Annotated in this window: 14 protein-coding genes; 6 read left to right on the top strand and 8 right to left on the bottom strand. The window is 74.5% G+C overall.

The features are described from left to right. Positions 1-2: 2 nt before the first annotated feature. Together ACIGW4_RS01660 and ACIGW4_RS01655 are read right to left on the bottom strand one after the other, a co-directional pair. A complete protein-coding gene (locus ACIGW4_RS01660) occupies positions 3-3,368 on the bottom strand; it encodes a S8 family peptidase (protein WP_399577748.1) in 3,366 nt (1,121 codons plus the stop codon). A 392-nt stretch (positions 3,369-3,760) separates the two neighbouring features. Next, a complete protein-coding gene (locus ACIGW4_RS01655) occupies positions 3,761-5,356 on the bottom strand; it encodes a hypothetical protein (protein WP_399577745.1) in 1,596 nt (531 codons plus the stop codon). 348 nt (positions 5,357-5,704) lie between these two features. Between ACIGW4_RS01655 and ACIGW4_RS01650 the strand changes: the two genes are divergently transcribed. Next, positions 5,705-6,340 (top strand): hypothetical protein, encoded by a 636-nt coding sequence (locus ACIGW4_RS01650; protein WP_399577742.1) that lies wholly within the window; start codon positions 5,705-5,707, stop codon positions 6,338-6,340. Between the two features lie 627 nt (positions 6,341-6,967). Here ACIGW4_RS01650 and ACIGW4_RS01645 read toward each other — a convergent pair. Continuing rightward, the gene (locus tag ACIGW4_RS01645; RefSeq protein ID WP_399577739.1) at positions 6,968-7,615 is read right to left on the bottom strand and encodes a TetR/AcrR family transcriptional regulator; all 648 of its coding nucleotides are present in this window, start codon (positions 7,613-7,615) and stop codon (positions 6,968-6,970) included. A gap of 76 nt (positions 7,616-7,691) precedes the next feature. On the opposite strand from ACIGW4_RS01645, the gene ACIGW4_RS01640 reads away from it, so the two are divergent. Then, positions 7,692-8,627: a zinc-binding dehydrogenase gene (locus tag ACIGW4_RS01640; protein ID WP_123457109.1), complete on the top strand. Its 936-nt coding sequence runs from the start codon at positions 7,692-7,694 to the stop codon at positions 8,625-8,627. A 54-nt stretch (positions 8,628-8,681) separates the two neighbouring features. Next, positions 8,682-9,893 (top strand): glycosyltransferase, encoded by a 1,212-nt coding sequence (locus ACIGW4_RS01635; protein ID WP_399577736.1) that lies wholly within the window; start codon positions 8,682-8,684, stop codon positions 9,891-9,893. Between the two features lie 67 nt (positions 9,894-9,960). Here the strand turns inward: ACIGW4_RS01635 and ACIGW4_RS01630 are convergent, their stop codons facing one another. The 5 genes from ACIGW4_RS01630 to ACIGW4_RS01610 all read right to left on the bottom strand — a co-directional run bounded on the left by ACIGW4_RS01630 (position 9,961) and on the right by ACIGW4_RS01610 (position 15,660). Continuing rightward, entirely contained in the window at positions 9,961-11,034 is a 1,074-nt protein-coding gene (locus ACIGW4_RS01630; protein ID WP_123457111.1) for an acyl-CoA dehydrogenase family protein, read from the bottom strand. Then, on the bottom strand, positions 11,031-12,407 hold the full coding sequence (locus ACIGW4_RS01625) for an MFS transporter (RefSeq protein ID WP_399577733.1): 1,377 nt from the start codon (positions 12,405-12,407) through the stop codon (positions 11,031-11,033). The genes ACIGW4_RS01630 and ACIGW4_RS01625 overlap by 4 nt, the downstream gene beginning before the upstream one ends. 240 nt (positions 12,408-12,647) lie before the next feature. Further along, positions 12,648-13,634 (bottom strand): acyl-CoA dehydrogenase family protein, encoded by a 987-nt coding sequence (locus tag ACIGW4_RS01620; protein ID WP_399578177.1) that lies wholly within the window; start codon positions 13,632-13,634, stop codon positions 12,648-12,650. Beyond that, positions 13,634-14,803: an acyl-CoA dehydrogenase family protein gene (locus ACIGW4_RS01615; RefSeq protein ID WP_398706753.1), complete on the bottom strand. Its 1,170-nt coding sequence runs from the start codon at positions 14,801-14,803 to the stop codon at positions 13,634-13,636. The genes ACIGW4_RS01620 and ACIGW4_RS01615 overlap by 1 nt, the downstream gene beginning before the upstream one ends. Then, positions 14,803-15,660: an enoyl-CoA hydratase gene (locus tag ACIGW4_RS01610; RefSeq protein WP_399577730.1), complete on the bottom strand. Its 858-nt coding sequence runs from the start codon at positions 15,658-15,660 to the stop codon at positions 14,803-14,805. Before ACIGW4_RS01610 ends, ACIGW4_RS01615 begins: the two co-directional genes overlap by 1 nt. Positions 15,661-15,705: 45 nt before the next feature. Here ACIGW4_RS01610 and ACIGW4_RS01605 point away from each other — a divergent pair, with 45 nt between their 5' ends. From ACIGW4_RS01605 to ACIGW4_RS01595, 3 genes are read left to right on the top strand one after another with little or no spacing between them, the layout of a single operon-like run. Beyond that, positions 15,706-16,872 (top strand): acyl-CoA dehydrogenase family protein, encoded by a 1,167-nt coding sequence (locus ACIGW4_RS01605; protein WP_123457116.1) that lies wholly within the window; start codon positions 15,706-15,708, stop codon positions 16,870-16,872. Beyond that, positions 16,869-17,657, top strand: coding sequence for an SDR family oxidoreductase (locus ACIGW4_RS01600; RefSeq protein ID WP_123457117.1), 789 nt, complete (start codon positions 16,869-16,871; stop codon positions 17,655-17,657). The genes ACIGW4_RS01605 and ACIGW4_RS01600 overlap by 4 nt, the downstream gene beginning before the upstream one ends. After that, positions 17,654-18,259: a TetR/AcrR family transcriptional regulator gene (locus ACIGW4_RS01595; protein WP_123457118.1), complete on the top strand. Its 606-nt coding sequence runs from the start codon at positions 17,654-17,656 to the stop codon at positions 18,257-18,259. The genes ACIGW4_RS01600 and ACIGW4_RS01595 overlap by 4 nt, the downstream gene beginning before the upstream one ends. Positions 18,260-18,267 lie beyond the last annotated feature (8 nt).

Below are 18,267 nucleotides of genomic sequence, written 5' to 3'. Positions count from 1 at the left end.
GGTCACCTGCCGTACCAGGCGTTGTGGACGGTCAGCGTCGACGTGTTGCCCTGCCTGTCCGTGACCTCGGCGGAGAGCGAGACGCCGCTGTCCTTCGCGGGGCTCTTCACGGAGATCGCGCCGCCCACGACCTTCACGGGCCGCCAGGTCTTCCCGTCGTCGTAACTCACGGACACCGTCAGCGTCTTGAGGTTCGCGCCGGCGGCCGAACCCTGCACGGTCACGGGGACCAGGACGGACATGTGCCCGGGGAGGCGCGAGGCGAGGTCGACGGGGGCCGCGAAGCGGACCGTGGACACCGGCAGCGCCGTGGTGGCCGTGACCCGCTTCGAGCGGAACGTGAAGCCGGCCTCGATCCGCGTGGAGGCCGCGAAGGTCTTCGCCGGGCGTTCCACGGAGGTCGTCAGCCGGTACTCGGCGTCGTCGGCGCCGACCGTGAAGGGCTGCGAGCCGCTCAGCGGGTCGTCGTTCCAGGCGACCTCGACGCCGTCGCGGTACAGCGTCGTCCGGGCCGAGGCGTACGCACCCGAACCCGGGTGCCCCTTGCCGTCGGCGAACAGCGGCACGGCGCCGACGAGCCGCTCCTCGCCCGTCGCCGGGTCGGGAGCGGTGCGGAAGACGCCCGTGCCCTCGCCCAGGAGCGGGCCGACGACACCGGTGTTGAAGGTCTCCCGGTACGTCCGGCCGGCCTCGTAACGCTTCGGCCGGCTCATCTCGTAGGCGGCCTCCAGGGCCGGGTAGCCCCACTCGTCGGGCTCGCCCAGCTGGTTGAACCGGGTGAGCCAGGTGGCGCCGTCGGCGGTGGAGACGTAGAAGGTACGGGTGCCCGGCGCCGCCTGCGGCGCGGAGAAACCGTTGCCCTCCGGCGCGCCCGGCAGATGGGCGTACGGGGAGGCGAGCGCGGTCTTCCCGGGAGCGGAGGCGCCGAGGCCGACCTTGAGGGTGGCCAGCTCGTCCGCCTTCACGTGCCTGGTGTAGCCGGTCGCGACGGTGCCCGCCTTCCCGCCGAAGGCCACCGAGTACTGGCTGGTGGCGTCCTTGAGGAAGTGCGCGTCCCAGGTCTGCAGGAGGGAGCCGTCGGTGACGGCCGGGCCCAGGTGGGCGGTGCGGAAGCCGGTGAAGCCCCTCAGGACCCAGCCGTTGCCGACGCGCCCGGCGTCGGAGGTGGCGAGCTCGTAGTACGTCCCCGCCCAGTCCGCCGTGGCGATGCCGGGCACGGTGAGGTCCACCGGCCTGGTGGTGCGGGCGTCGGCGACGACCGTGGTGTCGGCGGAGACGTCCAGCTTCGGCTGGGCGATCCAGTCGGTGCCCGCCGTGTAGTCCGACGGGTCCTGGTAGACGGCCGTGTTGAAGGTGTACGTGCCCTTGGGCACCCGGATCGTGTGGGCACCCGGCTCGTTGTCGACGCGGGCGCCGAAACCGGCGGCGGCCCCGCCGACACCGGTCAGGGTGCTGGAGAAGTTCCGGGCGTCGGCGCCGTCGCGGCCCAGGGCGCGGATCGTGAGGTCGTACGACTCAGCCTCCCGGACGGCCACGGCGGCCGTGCGGACGGACTGCCCCGCGCCGGTGGCGGTGACGTAGCCCGAGTAGGTGCCGTCGGCGTCGCCGAGCCGGGTGTCGGCGACGAGACCGACCTCGGCCGTCCCGCCCGCGGGCACGGTCACCTTCGAGGCGTCGAGCGCGAAGAACCCGGCCGGGGCCGGCTTCCCCGACGGGTCCAGGGCGGACACCGACAGGTCGAGGACGACGTCGGTGGCCCCGAGGTTGCGGTAGGAGAGCTTCCTGGCGACGGGCTCGTCGTCGGCGTGGGGCCAGAGCGCGGTGCCGAAGTTCAGCGAGACCGGCTCGGCGACGACGTTCTGCGCGAGCGCCCTGTCGACCCGGATCCGGCCCGTGCCCTGCTGGAAGGGGGTGTGGTCGCCGCCCTCGGCGGAGCTGGCCAGCACGCCCTTGAGCTCGGCGGACTTCCAGTCGGGGTGCCGCTGCTTCAGGATCGCGGCGGCGCCCGCGACGTGCGGGGTGGCCATGGAGGTGCCGTCGAGCTGGAGGTAGCCCGGCGCGGGGTGCGGCGTGCCGGGGCGCGTGTCGAGGGCGCTGCCGGCCGCGGCGGCCGCGGTGACGGCGACGCCGGGCGCGGTCACGTCCGGCTTGACGGCGCCGTCACCGACGCGCGGACCGGTGCTGGAGAAGGGCGCGAGCCGGTCGTCCCCGTCGACGGCGCCGACGGTCAGCGCGGCGTCCGCGGTGCCCGGCGAACCCACGGACGACGCACCGGACTCGCCCTCGTTGCCCGCGGCGATCGCGAACAGGACGCCCTTCTCGGCGGACAGCCGGTCGACCATCGCCTCCAGCGGGTCGACGCCGGGGCTGTCGGGCCCGCCGAGGCTGAGGTTGACCACGTCCGCGCCTTCGGCGGCGGCCCACTCCATGCCCGCGATGACGGCCGAGTCGTCCCCGTACCCCTCGTCGTCGAGGACCTTTCCGCTGATCACCTTGGCGCCGGGGGCGACCCCCTTGTACCGGCCGCCCGACCGGGCGCCGGTGCCGACGGCGATCGACGCGACGTGCGTGCCGTGCCCGACGCGGTCCACGGCGTCGGCGGAGGCGGAGAAGTTCTTCTCGCCGACGACCTGCGTCCTGAGGTCCTCGTGGGTCCTGTCGACACCGGTGTCGAGGACGGCGATCTTCACGCCCGTCCCGTCGAACCCGGACTCCCAGGCCTTGTCGGCGCCGATCTGCCGGACACTGCGGTCCAGGCTCGCGCCGCGCACCCCGTCCAGCCACACCGTGGCGATGCCGGCGGCGGCGACCCGCGCGCCGCTGGCCTGACGGTTGGTCAGCGCCTCCCACACCCGGGCCACGTCCCCCGGGGACGTACGGACCGCGTCGGCGTTGATCGTCGGGAACGTGCGCCGCACCTCGGTGTCGCCGGCCGCGCGCACCCCGGCGCGTGCGGCGCCGGCGCTCCCCGCGTACCGCACGATCAGCTTGAGCCCGGAGCCGTGGCTCTTCCGCAGTCGCGGATCGGTGAGCACATCGAGGTCGAAGAGCCGCTGGTCGAGGCGGCCCGTGGCGATCAGGCGCCGCGCGTCGGCGGGCACCACGAGGGTGTGGTCCCCGGTGCGCTCCACCTGTACGGGTATGTGCTCACGGCCCTCGGCGGCTTCGAAGCCCACCATCCGGCCCGTGGCGTTCACCACCACGCGGTCGCCGGTGACGAGCGGGATCCGCCGGGTGCCGTCGGGATGCGGGGCGGTGTCGGGCGGGGCCGCCGCGGTCGCGACGGTCGCCGTCGCGGGGCCGGTCGTGCCTGCCACGAGGGCCGCCGATGCGGCCGTCGCGATGATGAGGGCGCGTGCTCTGTGCACCTGTGCGCGCAAGTCTCCCCCAGGAGCTCGGGATGAGGTCGGGTGGTCGGTTCCGGCCAGGGGTGCCAAGGCGCCCGCCGTCGGTCAGCGCAGTATGGGAAGCGAGACGGACGTGATCAACGACGGTCCGGGGGAGGAGGGCCGAGCCGTATGGATTCAGGCCATCCTGAGGTCCGCCAGTGCGACGGGGCGACGATGGCGGTGTGACGGGAGCGTGACGGCGGGACGATCCTTCCGCGACGGCGGCTCGCACCGACCCCGCGCGAACGCGGGCCCCACGGCCTTTTCGGGGGCCGCGCCCCGGGTGCTCGGAGCGCGTCCTTCCTCTTGGCCGTATCCGTACCCGGAGGGAACGGCTCTCCGTCCGGGTACGGCAGGGGTGACCTCCGCTCCTACGGCTGGGCGTCCACCCAGCTCGACTTGTGCCCGTACAGCACCCGCTGGCAGTAGTCCGTGCCCACCGGGTCGGCGGCGTCCCGGTTCGCGGTGCAGTCGGACGCCGACCCCGGACGGTGCTCGGAGAGGGACCACAACCGGCCCGTGCCGCGCTCGACGTAGAGGTCCTCGGCGCCCCGGGCGGTCTTGACGGGCTGACCGCTCGCGACCAACTGGCCGTTGCTCCACTTGTAGCGCCAGAGGTTGCCCGGCTCGTCCGTGCCCTTCGACTCGTTCACGTACAGCGTGCCGTCGTGGACCGCCGCGCCCTGGGCACCGCCGTCGGCCAACGGCAGGTAGTTGGCCCAGCCTTCGGCGGTCACGTCGGCGGTACGGCCCTCCAGGGCCGCCACCTGGAACGAGGCGATGCGGCCGGTGGACGGGTAGCCGGTCTTCGGGCGGCAGTACTCACCCATGATCAGCCGGTCCGGGGTGGCGCTGCGGTCGAGCGAGATGTACGAGGCCTTCGGCGCGCCGGTCGAGACGCAGGCGTAGGAGCCCGCGGGGTTGCTCTGCGTCGCCTTGAACTTCCACGCGGCGACCTGCGGCATCACATAGCGGTATCCGAAGCTGTACCAGACGTTGTCGTGCCGGCCGACCTTCGTCTTGTCCTCGGTGTCGGCGGTGGTCCGCACCCCGTCGGTGTCGGCGCCCATCGCGTCGTGCGTGCGGGGGTCGCCGTCCGGGTCCAGGTCCATGATGTAGCGCATGTCGAAGACGCGCAGACCGTTCCGGGTGTCGGCGACGTACAGGTAGTTGCCGTACCAGACGATCCCGCCGGCGTGGACGCCCTTCTGGATCGGGTACTCGGAGGCGTGCAACCCGTCGAAGGAGACGTGGCCGGCCGAGTTGACGTACGTCCAACCCAGCAGGACGTGCCGGTACTTGACCTCGGGAGTGCCGGTGGCCGGGTTGGTCCGGCTCTGCACGAAGGTGATCCGGACGCCCTTCTGGTTGCAGGCGTCGTCGGCCTCCAGCTCGGCCGGGGTGCAGTCGCCGGTCGTCGGGTCCGGGTCGGTCTCCCGGCCGGGGTCCGAGCCGTCGTACGAGGCGAACAGCTGGATGTTCCCGGCCTCGCCCCACAGTTCGTTGTCCTTGGCGTCGGAGACGCCGGTCAACCCCTGCGGAACCCACTCGGGCGAGGTGGAGTCGTCGCTCTGCAGGCAGTACTTGAGGTCGGGGTCGGGAGCGGTGCCGAACGGGTCGCGGGAACACCACGGAGTCACGGTGCGGTTGGCCCCGGCCAGGAGGTTCTGCACGCCCGACTTGGGGAGCACCGCGTCCAGGCGGGCGACCCGCGCGGCGGTCTCGGAGTTCAGCGCGCCGGGCGACATCGTGAAGTCCCCCGGCGACGCCGTGCCCCCCGGCGAGGTCCAGCCGGTGGCCGCGAGCGACGAGGGCGCGGCCTCGACGGCGAGGGGCTCCTGGACCGCGGGGGCCGAGCCGCCCGGCGGGACGTCCCCGGCCCGGGCCGGAGCCATCGGACCGGTGAACGCGAGCGAGACCGCGGCGGCCGTCGTGAGCCAGGCGCGGCGTATCCGCCTTGAGCGCATGGGAGGTTACCTCCGTCTGTTGGTGCGTCAGACAAGTCGAACGGAGGGTTCCAGAACGCCCGAACGAAAGGCAAGCGTGAGTGATCGGCCCGCAATGCCCCATGGACGCCTGGTGATTGATGTGCAAATGGGTGAATCGCACCGGTCGAGGGGAGGTGACCCCCGGCATCGGCACGGTCGGGAGGTGGCGGACCGGGGCTCGGCCGGTGCGATACCTGTCGCCGATCCCCACAAGATCCCCACGCCGGACCGCCGGTCCTGTGCGCGGGCCCATGAGTGAGCGCCTTGCCGGTCGTCATGGCGAGGCGCCCGGCGGCGGTGTCGGTGACGGGAGGTAGCGTCCCGGGCATGGGATTCACGAGCGCGTGGGCGATCAGCAGTCACACCGACGAGGCCGTCGCCGACCTCGCCCCACGCCTCCTGCCCGCGATGCGGGCGGACCGCGCCCACCCGGATGCCGGACGGCGCTGGTCGGCCTGGCGGCGGGAGCCGCTCCCCGACCACCGGACCTGGTTCTCCCCCGACGGCGGGAACGGGGAGGCGTGGGGCGCCATCGAGTCGTTCCAGGCCCTCACCGCACCTGGTCACCACGTCGACGAGATGTGCGGCGGGAGCACGGACCCCTCCTTCTACGTGCTGGACGACGTGTGGGAAGGGCAGGACGAGGACGGCATGTTCATCTCCGTCCACCGCAAGGAGTACGCGGTCTCGTCCCTGTTCCACGCCCTCGGCCCCGCCCGCGCGGCGCTGCTGCCGGGCTGGTGCGGCACCTTCCTGCTCTCCGCCGCGCAGGTGCGCGAGAGCCTGCCGCGCGTCGAGCGCGCGCTGACCTTCACCCCGGCCGGACGGGCGGCCGCGGAGGGGCGGGACTGGCTGGACTACGGGGAGAACGAGGAGTCCGTTCTGGACGGTCCCCTACGTGTCTGGCGCACGGCTGCGCGTCGGGGGCTGGGCCTGTGCGGTGTCGCGGCGCACCTCTACTGAGGGGCCGACCGGCACGCCGCCCCACCCGTGCGGGCCCGCGCCCACGGGCCACCACGGGCGGTGCGGGCCCACGCCCACAGGCCGCCACCGGCGGTGTGGGGCCCGCACCCACCGGGGCGGCGCACCCGCCCACCCCCCCCGTGTGGGGCCCGCGCCCGGCGGGGCGGACCCCACCCGCCGTGTGCCCGCGTCCTGCGGGGCGTTGCCCCCTGCCCGTGTGGGCAGTCGTCCCGCTGGGGCGGGACGGGTGGGCACACGGGACGGCGCCCATCAGCGGCGCCTCCGCGTTCCGCGCCTGAACCCGCACCACGAGCGGCGGTGCACACGGGGTGCGGGTCCAGGCACCACAGCCTCTGGCGCCGGCAGGGCGCGGGTCCGTTGTGCCCACCCTCCCCCAAGCTCTCGGCTTCGCTCGAGCAGGGGGGACCCCCTTGCCCCAGCGGAACGACTGCCCACAACGAGGCGCGGGGGCGGGCACCGCACCGGCGGGTGCAGCCCACAACGGGGGCGGCGGGAGGCACCGCCCCGGCGGGTGTGCCCGCGCCAAAAGCGCCGCCCCCGGCGGAACGGCTGCCCGCAGCGGGGTGGGCGCCGCCCGGTGGCGGGTGCTCGGTGCGGGTGGGGCGTTCAGGCGTGGGGCTCGGCCCTCGTGGTGAGCGCCCGGGGCAGTTCGGCCGCCGTGGCGCGGAGCCGCCGCACGAGGTCCTCGGGCGTGTGCCCGGCCGGCTGTGCCACCCACCCGTCCAGGGCCCGGTGGAACGCCACGACGAGCAGGTCGAGCGCCAGGCGGGCGTGCAGCCGTTCGGCGGGGCCGGGGAGGGCGAGGCGGCGTTCGGCCACGGCGAGCGCGGACCGCGTGGTGCGGTCGCAGAACGCGAGGCCGTGCGCGTCCATCGAGGGGGTGAGCGCGGCGAGCCGGCGCGAGGCCAGGACGCGCCCGGCCCATCCGTCGGCCGGCATCCGGCCGACGGCCTCGACGAGGACGTCCTCGAACAGCGCGAGAAGCCCCCGGCCGTCGGCCGGGAAGTCCTCCAGGACGTCGAGGAAGGCCGCCCACAGGTCCTGGGTGGGAGCCATGGCGACGTCTTCCTTGCTGTCGAAGTAGCGGAAGAAGGTCCGCTTCGACACTTCGGCGGCCTCGCAGAGACCGTCCAGCGTCACGCCGTCGAAGCCGTGGGCGCCGTACAGGTCCAGGGCGGTGTCGATCAGCGTCTGCCGGGTGCGCAGCTTCTTGCGTTCGCGCAGCGGGAGGGCGGGGGAGGTCTCGGCGGTCATCGGGACCACTGTATCGGAGCGGCAAATGCTACCTATAGGCTTATGCCACTCAGTGGCAGAACCTTGGAGGCCTTGCATGCGCGCCCTTCTCGTCGACCCCTCGGCCCCCGGCGGCCTCCGGCTCGGCACCGCCCCCGACCCCGAACCCGCGCCCCACCAGGCCCTGGTCCGGGTGACCGCGACCTCGCTCAACCCCGGTGAGATCGCCTTCGGCCTCGCCGCCGCCCCGCGGGGCGCGGTCCTCGGCTGGGACGCCGCCGGAATCGTCGAACGCGCCGCCGCGGACGGCTCGGGCCCCGCCCCCGGCACCCCCGTGGTGACCCTGATGCCCGACGGCGCCTGGGCCGAACTCCGCGCGGTCGACACCGCCCTGATCGGCGTCGCCCCCGCCGGAGCCGACCCGGCCGCCCTCGCCACCGTCCCCGTCGCCGCCACGAGCGCCCTGCGCGCCCTGCACCGCCTCGGCCCGCTCCTCGGCCGCGACGTCCTGATCACCGGGGCGACCGGAGGCGTCGGGCGGTACGCCGTCCAGCTCGCCCGCGCCGGCGGTGCCCACGTCGTGGCGTCGACGGGCTCCCCGGCCGCGAACGGCGAACTCCTGCGCGCCCTCGGGGCGCACGAGGTGGTCGGAGCGCCGAAGGAGGTCTCCCGGCCGGTGGACGGCGTGATCGACCTGGTCGGCGGACCGCTGCTCGTGGAGGCGTACGACACCCTCGGCGAGGGCGGCACGCTGGTCGCCCTCGGACATTCGGCGGGCACGGGCGAGGACTTCCCGTTCGGGGCCCTGTTCGGCGACCAGGGGCGGCACGACCGGTCCGTCGTCACCTTCTTCCTGCTCTCCTGCACCGGCCTCGACCGCGACCTCACCGGGCTCGCCCACCGCGTCGCCGACGGGAGCCTCGACCCCGGCGTCACCTGGCGGGGCGACTGGGCCGACGCGGCCGACGCGGTCGCCGCCCTGCTCTCCGGAGACCTCCACGGCAAGGCGGTCCTGACCTTCGGTCACAGCTGAGAGCGGAGTCGAAAAGCGATCGTCGCCGACGCCGGTGGGGAGGAGGATCGCGCCATGCGCATTCTGATCATCACCGCCGGATCCCGTGGCGACGTCGCACCCTTCACCGGCCTGGGGCGGCGCCTGCTCGGTGCCGGCCATCAGGTCGCCGTCGCCGCCCACCCGTCCTTCGCCGCGCTCCTCGGCGGGTGCGGCCTCGAACACCGGATCGTGCCGGGAGACCCGCAGGCGCTGATCCGGGACTGGGCGCGGGCGGCCACCCGGGAGGAGGCCCGGGCCCTGACCAGGGCGTACGCGGACGGGATCGCCGACGGGGTGGCGGAGGCCGTGGAGGGCGGCGCCGACCTGCTGCTCACCCCCCACGGCCCGGCCTCCCTGGCCCGCACGGCCGGCGAGGCGTTCGGCATCCCCGTCGTCGGCACCTACCTCGTACCGGCGTTCGCCACCCGGGAGTTCCCCCTGCCCCACGCGCGAAGCACCGACGACCTGGGACCGGAGGGCAACCTCGCGGCGGGCCGGGAGGTGCTGAAGCGTGCCGACGGGGCCTTCGCGGGAGCCGTGACCCGGCTGCGCGGCCTCCTCGGGCTGCCCGCCGACACGCCCTCGGCGCCGGGGGACATCCGGCCGGTCTTCCACGGCTACAGCCCCCTGGTGGTGCCGCGCCCCGGCGACTGGCCGTCCCGGGTCCACGTCACGGGGTACTGGTGGTCCGCGCGGCCGGACCACTGGCGGCCCCCGGCCGAACTGACCGACTTCCTCCAGGCCGGTCCGCCGCCGGTGTTCATCGGCTTCGGCAGCATGGCGGCGGGGCAGGGGGAGCGGCTCGGCGAGCTGGTGGCCGCGGCGGTACGGCGTGCCGGTGTGCGGGCGGTGGTGCAGGCGGGGTGGGCCGGGCTGAGCGGCGGCGGCGACGACGTCCTCACCGTGGGCGAGGTCCCGCACGACTGGCTGTTCCCGCGCACCGCCGCCGTGGTCCACCACGCGGGCGCGGGCACCACCGCGGCCGGGCTGCGGGCCGGCGTGCCCGCCGTGACCGTCCCCGTCATGTACGACCAGCCGTTCTGGTCGGCCCGGCTGTACGCGCTGGGGGTCGCCCCGCCGCCCGTCCCGTTCGACACCCTGACCGCCGAGGCCCTCGGCGACGCGATCACGGCCTGCCTGTCGGAGCCGTCCCACCGCCGCCGCGCGGCCGAACTCGCCCGGGGGATCGCCGCGGAGGACGGCGCCGCCGCCCTGCTCGCCCACCTCGGTGCGGGAAGGGGATGAACCCGAGCACCCGGCCGCACCCGCGAGACGTCACGAGCACGGCCGGCCGTCGCCGCGACGGGCCTCCTCACGCGACCGGCAGCCCCAGGTCGGCCGCCAGGCGGGCGCGGTGCCAGGCCGGCGGGCCGAAGAGCCGCGCCGCGCCGTGCGCCCGCTTGAAGTAGCGGTGGGCGTCGTGCTCCCAGGTGATGCCGATGCCGCCGTGCAGCTGGATCATCTCGCCCGCCACCGCCGAGAACGCCTCCGAGCAGGCGGACTTGGCGGCGGCCGCGCGGCGGGTGAGCTCCGGGTCGTCCTCGGCGGCGGCGAAGGCGGCGCCGAGCGCGGCCGAGCGCGCCGACTCGACCAGGACGTACGCGTCCGCGAGGCGGTGCTTGACCGCCTGGAAGGAGCCGATGGGCCGGTCGAACTGGACCCGCTCCCCGGCGTAGGCGAGCGTGATCTCCAGGCAGCGCGCGGCGGCGCCGACCTGTTCGGCGGCGAGCGCCGCGCACGCCAGGTCGAGGACGTGCGCGAGCACCCGCTCGCCCTCCCCCTCCGCTCCCACGAGCCGGCCCTCCGCCTCCGTGAGCACCACCCGCGCCTGTGCCCTGGTGGAGTCCATCGTCACGGCCGCCCCACGGTCCACGCCCGCGCCGTCCACGGGCACTTCGAAGAGCGAGACCCCCGCCCCCGACCGGGCCGCCACGAGCAGGACCCCGGCCTCCGCGCCGTCGAGGACGTGCTCCTTGGCCCCGGTGATCCGCCAGCTCCCGCCGGACCCACGCGTGGCCTCGGCCCGTACGGCCGACGGGTCCCAGGAACCGCGCTCGGCCCACGCCAGGGCCCCCACCGCGGTCCCCGAGGCCAGTTCCGGCAGCAGCCGCGCGCACGCCGCCGCGTCGCCGGAGGCGAGCAGCGCCCGCACCACGAGCACCGCGGAGCCGAGGTACGGGACGGGGCTCAGCTCCCGCCCCAGTTCCTCCATCACCACGTGGACCTCCCGGGCCCCGTACCCGGCGCCGCCGTACTCCTCGGGGACGGCGAGGCCCGCGACGCCGATCTGCCCGGTCAGCGGCCGCCAGGCCGCCCCGCCCGGGTGGCGTCCGAGCACGGCCCGCACGGCGGACCGCAGTTCCTCCTGTTCCTCCGTCAGCCTCATGCCTCTGCTCCTCTCGATGCCGTTCGGGTACGGGACTGCCGGGCCGCCGCCGGGTCCTCCGCCGCGAGGTCCCGGCCGCGCGTCTCGGCCGTCCGCCAGACGGCGAGCGCGGTCACGAGCCCGCAGACGACGGCGAGGACCGCGAGGGGAGCGCTCCGGACGTCACCGGAGGACAGCAGGCCGCCGGCGAACACCGGGGTGAACCCGCCCCCGATCAGCGCGGCCAGCTGGTAGCCGAGCGAGGCGCCGGTGTAGCGGACGCGGGTGCCGAACATCTCCGAGAGCAGCGGCCCGAGCGGCGCGTACATCGCGGACTGCACCACCTGGCCGAGGACCATGCCGAGGACCAGCAGCGCGGGGGAGCGCGCGTCGACCAGGGCGTAGACCGGGAAGGCGAGCAGGACGACGCCCGCCGCACCGGCGAGCACGACGGCCCGGCGGCCGACGCGGTCGGAGAGCGCGGAGAAGAGCGGGATGGACACCAGGCCCGTGACCGAGGTGAAGAGGAGCCCGGTCATCACCTCGGACGTGGCGTACCCGATGGCCGTGGCGTAGGTGAGCATGAACGTGCTGATCAGCGCCGTCAGCGCGAAGGGTCCGATGCCCACGGCGCACGCGAGGACGAGGTTGCGGGGCCTGCGCAGCACCTGCGCCAGCGGGACGCCGGAAGCCGCCCCGGCCTCGCGCTCCCGTGCCGCCCGCTGGAAGAGCGGGCTCTCCGTGACGCTGACGCGCACGTACAGGCCGACGCCGAGGAGCACCGCGCTGAACAGGAACGGGACGCGCCAGCCCCAGCTCAGGAAGGAGGCGCGGGGGAGCAGTGAGGCGAGGGCGACGGCGACCGTGGAGAGCAGGAAGCCGATCGGGGACCCCATCTGCATCACTCCGCTCCACAGGCCGCGGCGCCGGGGGTCGGCGTGCTCGACGACCATGAGCGTCGCGCCGGCCCACTCCCCGCCGATGGCGACGCCCTGGACGACGCGGAACAGCACGAGCAGCACGGGAGCGGCGACGCCGATCGTCCCGTACGTCGGGAGGACGCCGATCAGGAAGCTCGCCACGCCCATGAGGGCCATGGTGAGGACGAGCATGGACTTGCGGCCGAGCCGGTCGCCGAAGTGGCCGAAGACGGCGCCGCCGAGGGGGCGCGCCACATAGCCGGCGGCGAGCGTCCCGAAGGCGGCGATCGTGCCGACGGCGGGATCGGACTCGGGGAAGAACAGCTCGCCGAAGACGAGCGCGGCCATCGTGCCGTAGAGCAGGAAGTCGTAGTACTCGATGACGGTGCCGAGCAGACTCGACAGCGCCACCCTGCGCAGCAGGGCGGGGTCGGCGGGTCTCTCGGGGGTGTGCGGGGACGGTGCGGGGGACACGCTGGCTCCCGGGTGCGGTAGGGAAGGGGGATCGACGAGCGGTGGGAAGTGGGGGAAGCGTGTGGGGGGAGGGAGAGTGACCTGTGATCGGTGGGGAAGTGGGGGACCGGTGATCGGCGGGGATGTCGGGATCGACGAGCGGAGGGGGACCGGGGCCCGCTGCCCGGTCCTGGGCAGCGGGCGCGGTTCAGGAGGCGAGGCCGCGCGCGCCGTTGCGGGACGCGAGGCCGCGGGCGCCGTTCAGGCCGCGAGGACGCGGGCGCGGCAGGCCGCGGGGGTGCCCCAGGCGTCGCGGAGGGGGCGGGCCTTGCGGATCCACAGGGCGAGGTCCAGTTCCTCCGTGTAGCCGACGGCCCCGTGGAGCTGGAGGGCGGTGCGGGCGGCGGCGTACGCGGCCTCGCCCGCCGTGACCTTCGCCGCGGCGATCTCGGCGGAGGCGTGGGCCGCCCCCTCGGCCAGGGCCAGGGCGGCCGAGTGGAGCAGCGGCCGGGCGAACTCCAGCGCGAGGAGCGTGTCGGCGAGGCGGTGCTTCACCGCCTGGAAGGAGCCGATGGCGACCCCGAACTGGGTGCGCTGCTTCACGTACTCCACCGTCCGGTCGAGCAGGGCGCGGCCGACGCCGAGGGACTGGGCGGCGGTGGCCAGGGCGGCGACCTCGGCGGCGTGCGCGGCGGCGGCGGCCACTTCCGGGCCCCGCGCCAGGACGGTCCCGCCGAGCGGGCGGGCCAGCCGGCGGGCGGGGTCGGCCGAGGGCTGGACGGGCCCGGCCGTCTCCGCCAGGCGCAGGGTGTCGCCCTCGACGACGAGCACGGCGTCGGCGGCGTCCGCGTCCAGGGCGTAGGGGCCGCCGACCGCCGGGACGCACAGGGAGACGACGGCCTTTCCGGAGGCGATCTGCGGGAGCCGGGCCGCGGCGGTGGGGTCGTCGACACGGTCGAGGAGCGCCGCCGCGGCGACCGTCTCCACCAGTGGGCCGGGCACGGCGTGGCGCCCCAGCTCGGTGAAGGCCACGACCAGTTCGAGGGGCAGCGGGCCGAGCCCGTCGTGCCGCTCGGGGACGGCGAGGGCGAGGACGCCGGCCTCCGCGAGCCGCGCCCAGAGCGCGCGGCCGGGGGCCGTGTCACCCGCCGCCCAGGCCCGTACGGCCGCGGGGGTGTCGGCCGCGGTGAGCATGGAGTCGAGGGAGCGGGCGAACTCCCGCTGCTCGTCGTCGAGGAGGAACCGCATCACCGGCGTCCCTTCGGGAGGCCGAGCAGCCGCTCGGCGATGATGTCGCGCTGGATCTCGTTGGTGCCGGCGTAGACGGGGCCGGCGAGGGAGAACGTGAAGCCCTCGGCCCAGCCGCCGTGCGCGGGCGCGTCGTCGGCGGCGTCGGCCAGTTCGCCGTACGGTCCGAGCAGGTCGAGCGCGGTCTCGTGGAGGGCGATGTCGAGCTCGGACCAGAAGACCTTGTTGAGGCTGGACTCGGCGCCGATCGAGTCCCCGGCGGCGATCCGCGAGACGCCCGCGTAGGCGGACAGCCGGTAGGCGCGGGCGGCGACGACCGCGTCGGCGACCCGGTCGCGCAGCGCGGTGTCGGAGGGGTCGGCGGTCTCCCGCCACAGTGCCGTGAGGCGTTCGGCGGCGGCCGTGAACCGGCCGGGGCTGCGCAGGGTCAGCCCCCGCTCGTTGCCCGCCGTGCTCATCGCGACCCGCCAGCCCTGTCCGGGAGCGCCGATCACGTCCTCGTCGGGCACGAACACGTCGTCGAGGAAGAGCTCGGCGAAGGCGGGCTTGCCGTCGAGGCGCCCGATGGGCCGTACGGTCACCCCGTCGGCGTCGAGCGGGAACATCAGGTACGTCAGGCCCTGGTGCGGCTTCGCGGCGTCGGGATCGCTGCGGAACAGGCCGAAGGCGCGGTCGGCGAAGGCCGCCCGGGACGACCAGGTCTTCTGGCCGCGCAGCAGCCAGCCGCCGTCGGTCCGTTCGGCCGTGGAGCGCAGCGAGGCGAGGTCGGAGCCCGACTCCGGCTCCGACCAGGCCTGGGCCCAGATGACCTCGCCGCTCGCCATGGGGGGCAGGACGCGGGCGCGCTGTTCGTCGGTGCCGTGCTCGAAGAGGGTGGGGGCGAGGAGGTTGATGCCGTTCTGGCTGACCCGGCCGGGGGCGCCGGCCGCGTAGTACTCCTCCTCGAAGACCAGCCACCGCAGGAGCGAGGTGTTCCGCCCGCCGTACTCCTCGGGCCAGGAGACCACCGACCAGCGGTCGGCGAAGAGGGTCCGCTCCCACTCCCGGTGGGCGGCGAAGCCCTCCGCCGTCTCCAGGGAGGGCAGCGGGACGTCGGGCACGTGGGCGGTGAGCCATGCGCGGGCCTCGGCCCGGAAGGCTTCGTCCGCCGCGGAGAAGTCGAGGTCCATCAGGCTCCCGCCGCCTTCATCCGGTGTATGTCCATGCCGCCCAGCGGGTCGGGCGCGGTCTCGGCGTTGTGCGCGTGCGCGAGGTGGTGCAGTCCGAAGACCGAGTCCATGCCGGTGTGCAGGCCCTGGAGGTCCTCGGCCTGGTTGACGGCACGCTTGGTGAGGGCCAGGCCCATGCGGGGCATCTCGGCGATCCGGGCGGCCAGTTCCATGGTCCGTTCCGTCAACTCCCCGGGCGGGACGATCCGGTTGACCATCCCGACCTCGTAGGCGCGCCGGGCGTCCATCCGGTCCCCGGTGTAGAGGAACTCCTTGGCGATGCGCGGCGGCATCACCCAGGGGTGGGCGAAGTACTCGACGCCGGGGATGCCCATGCGGACCACGGGGTCGGCGAAGAAGGCGTCCTCGGCGGCGACGATGAGGTCGCACACCCAGGCGAGCATCAGGCCGCCCGCGACGCAGGCGCCCTGCACCGAGGCGATCATGGGCTTGGGCAGTTCGCGCCAGCGGCGGCACATGCCGAGGTAGACCTCGGACTCGCGGGCGAAGCGGCTCTCCGCCCCCTGCTTGTCCGAGTGGTCCCACCAGAGTCCGGCGCGCCGGTCGAACGGCAGGTGGGCGTCCCGCTCGGGGGTGCCGATGTCGTGGCCGGCGGAGAAGTGCCTCCCCGCTCCGGCGAGCACGACGACCTTGACCTCGTCGTCGTCGGCCGCGCGGTAGAAGGCGCGGTCGAGGGCGTACGTCATCGCGGAGTTCTGGGCGTTGCGGTAATCGGGCCGGTCCATCGTGACGACGGCCACGGGGCCGAGGCGTTCGTAGCGGACCGGGGCCGTGGATGCGGTGCGGGCAGCGGACATCCGCCCTCCTTCCCTAACAAGTGTTTGGTAGGTTAACGTACGGCCATGAGCAACGTCGAGGAGTTCCGCAGAGAGGTCCGCGGCTGGCTGAGCGCCAACCTCACGGGCGAGTTCGCCGCCCTGCGCGGCCGCGGCGGCCCCGGACGGGAACACGAGGCACACGCCGAACGCCTCGCCTGGGAGCGGCACATGGCCGCGGCGGGATGGACCTGCGTCGGCTGGCCCGAGGAGTACGGCGGACGGGGCGCGACCCTGGAACAGCAGGTCGCCTTCCACGAGGAGTACGCCCTCGCCGACGCCCCCGCCCGCGTCAGCCACATCGGCGAGCAGCTCCTGGGACCCACCCTCATCGCCTTCGGCACCCCCGAACAGCGCGAGCGCTTCCTGCCGAAGATCGTCGGCGTCGAGGAGCAGTGGTGCCAGGGCTACTCCGAGCCGGACGCCGGCTCGGACCTGGCCAACGTGCGCACCCGCGCCGAACGCGACGGCGACGACTGGGTGGTCACCGGTCAGAAGGTGTGGACCTCACTCGCGCACGAGGCCGACTGGTGCTTCGTCGTCGCCCGCACCGAACCCGGCTCCACCCGCCACCACGGCCTGTCCTACCTGCTCGTCCCCCTGGACCAGCCCGGAGTCGAGATCAGGCCCATCGTCCAGCTGACCGGCACCTCGGAGTTCAACGAGGTCTTCTTCGACGGGGCCCGCACCCACGCCTCCCACGTCGTCGGCGCACCCGGCGACGGCTGGCGGGTGGCCATGGCCACCCTCGGCTTCGAGCGGGGCGTGTCCACCCTCGGCCAGCAGGTCGGCTTCCGCCGCGAGCTGGAGGCCGTCGTCGAACTGGCCAAGCGCAACGGCGCCGCCGCCGACCCGCTGATCCGCGACCGCATCGCCCGCGCCTGGATCGGCCTGGAGACCATCCGGTTCAACGCCCTGCGCATGCTCGACGGCGTCGCCTCCGGAGCCCCCGGCCCCGAAGCCTCCATCGGCAAGATCTTCTGGGCCACCTGGCACCGGGAGCTCGGCGAACTCGCCATGGACGTCTGCGGCGCCGCGGGAATGCTGGCCGACGGCGAACCGTACGACCTCACCGACTGGCAGCGGCTCTACCTCTTCTCCCGCTCCGACACCATCTACGCCGGCTCCAACGAGATCCAGCGGAACATCATCGCCGAGCGCGTCCTCGGCCTGCCCAAGGAGGTCCGCCCATGACCGGCACACCGCCCCCCTACGTGCCGGGCCACGGTCTGCTCGCCGGACGCGGCGCCGTCGTCACCGCCGCCGCCGGCGCCGGCATCGGCGGCGCCACCGCCAGGCGGCTCCTGGAGGAGGGCGCGCGGGTCGTCGTCTCGGACGCCCACGCCCGCAGGCTGAAGGAGACCGAGGCCGAACTGGCCGCCGAGTTCGGCGCCGACCGCGTCGCCGCCCTGCCCTGCGACGTCACCGACGAGACCCAGGTCGCCGCCCTCCTCGACCTCGCCGTCGAACGCCACGGACGCCTCGACGTCGTCGTCAACAACGCCGGCCTCGGCGGCACCGCCGACCTGGTCGACATGACCGACGAACAGTGGGACAAGGTCCTCGACGTCACCCTCAACGGCACCTTCCGCTGCACCCGCGCCGCACTGCGCCGGATGAAGGCCGAAGGCGCCGGAGGCGTCGTCGTCAACAACGCCTCCGTCATCGGCTGGCGCGCCCAGAAGGGACAGGCCCACTACGCCGCCGCCAAGGCCGGCGTCATGGCGCTCACCCGCTGCGCCGCCCTGGAGGCCGCCGCGTACGGCGTGCGCGTCAACGCCGTCTCCCCGAGCCTGGCCATGCACCCCCACCTGGTGAAGGTCACCACCCCCGAACTCCTGGAGGAACTCACCTCCCGCGAGGCCTTCGGGCGCTACGCCGAACCGTGGGAGGTGGCCAACGTGATCGTCTTCCTGGCCAGCGGCTACTCCTCGTACCTGACGGGCGAGGTCCTCTCCGTCAGCAGCCAGCACCCGTGAGACCGGCGCCCGAGCGGCGCCGCGAGATCCTGGACACGGCGGCCGAGGTCTTCGCCGCCCAGGGGTACGACGCCACCACCGTCCGCCGCATCGCCGACGCGGCCGGCCTGCTCGCGGGCAGCCTCTACTACCACTTCGACTCCAAGGAGTCGATGCTCGACGAGATCCTCCGCGCCTTCCTGGACGAACTGTGGGCCCGGTACGACGCCGTGCTCGCCGCGCTGCTCGGCCCCCGGGAGACCCTGGAGGCCCTCGTCACCGAATCGTTCCGGGAGATCGACCGGCACCGCGCCGCCGTCGCCATCTACCAGAAGGAGTCCAGGCACCTGCGGGAGCAGCCGCGCTTCGGCTATCTCGCCGGCTCCCAGCGCAGGTTCGAGGAGGCCTGGCTCAGGACCCTGGAGCGCGGCGTCGCCGCCGGGGTCTTCCGCACCGACCTCGACGTCCGGCTCACCTACCGCTTCGTGCGCGACACCGTGTGGGTCGCCGCGTCCTGGTACCGGCCGGGCGGACAGCACAGCCCGGAGGAGATCGCCCGCCAGTACCTGTCGATGGTGCTGGAGGGGGTCGCCCTCCGTGACGGACACCGGACACACGAATGACGGACGCA

Origin of the sequence: Streptomyces sp. NPDC053513 (assembly GCF_044544765.1) — a bacterium.
Classification (GTDB): domain Bacteria; phylum Actinomycetota; class Actinomycetes; order Streptomycetales; family Streptomycetaceae; genus Streptomyces; species Streptomyces litmocidini.
Note: the sequence above shows the minus strand (reverse complement) of the source record. Positions and strands in the feature narration are given on the sequence as shown.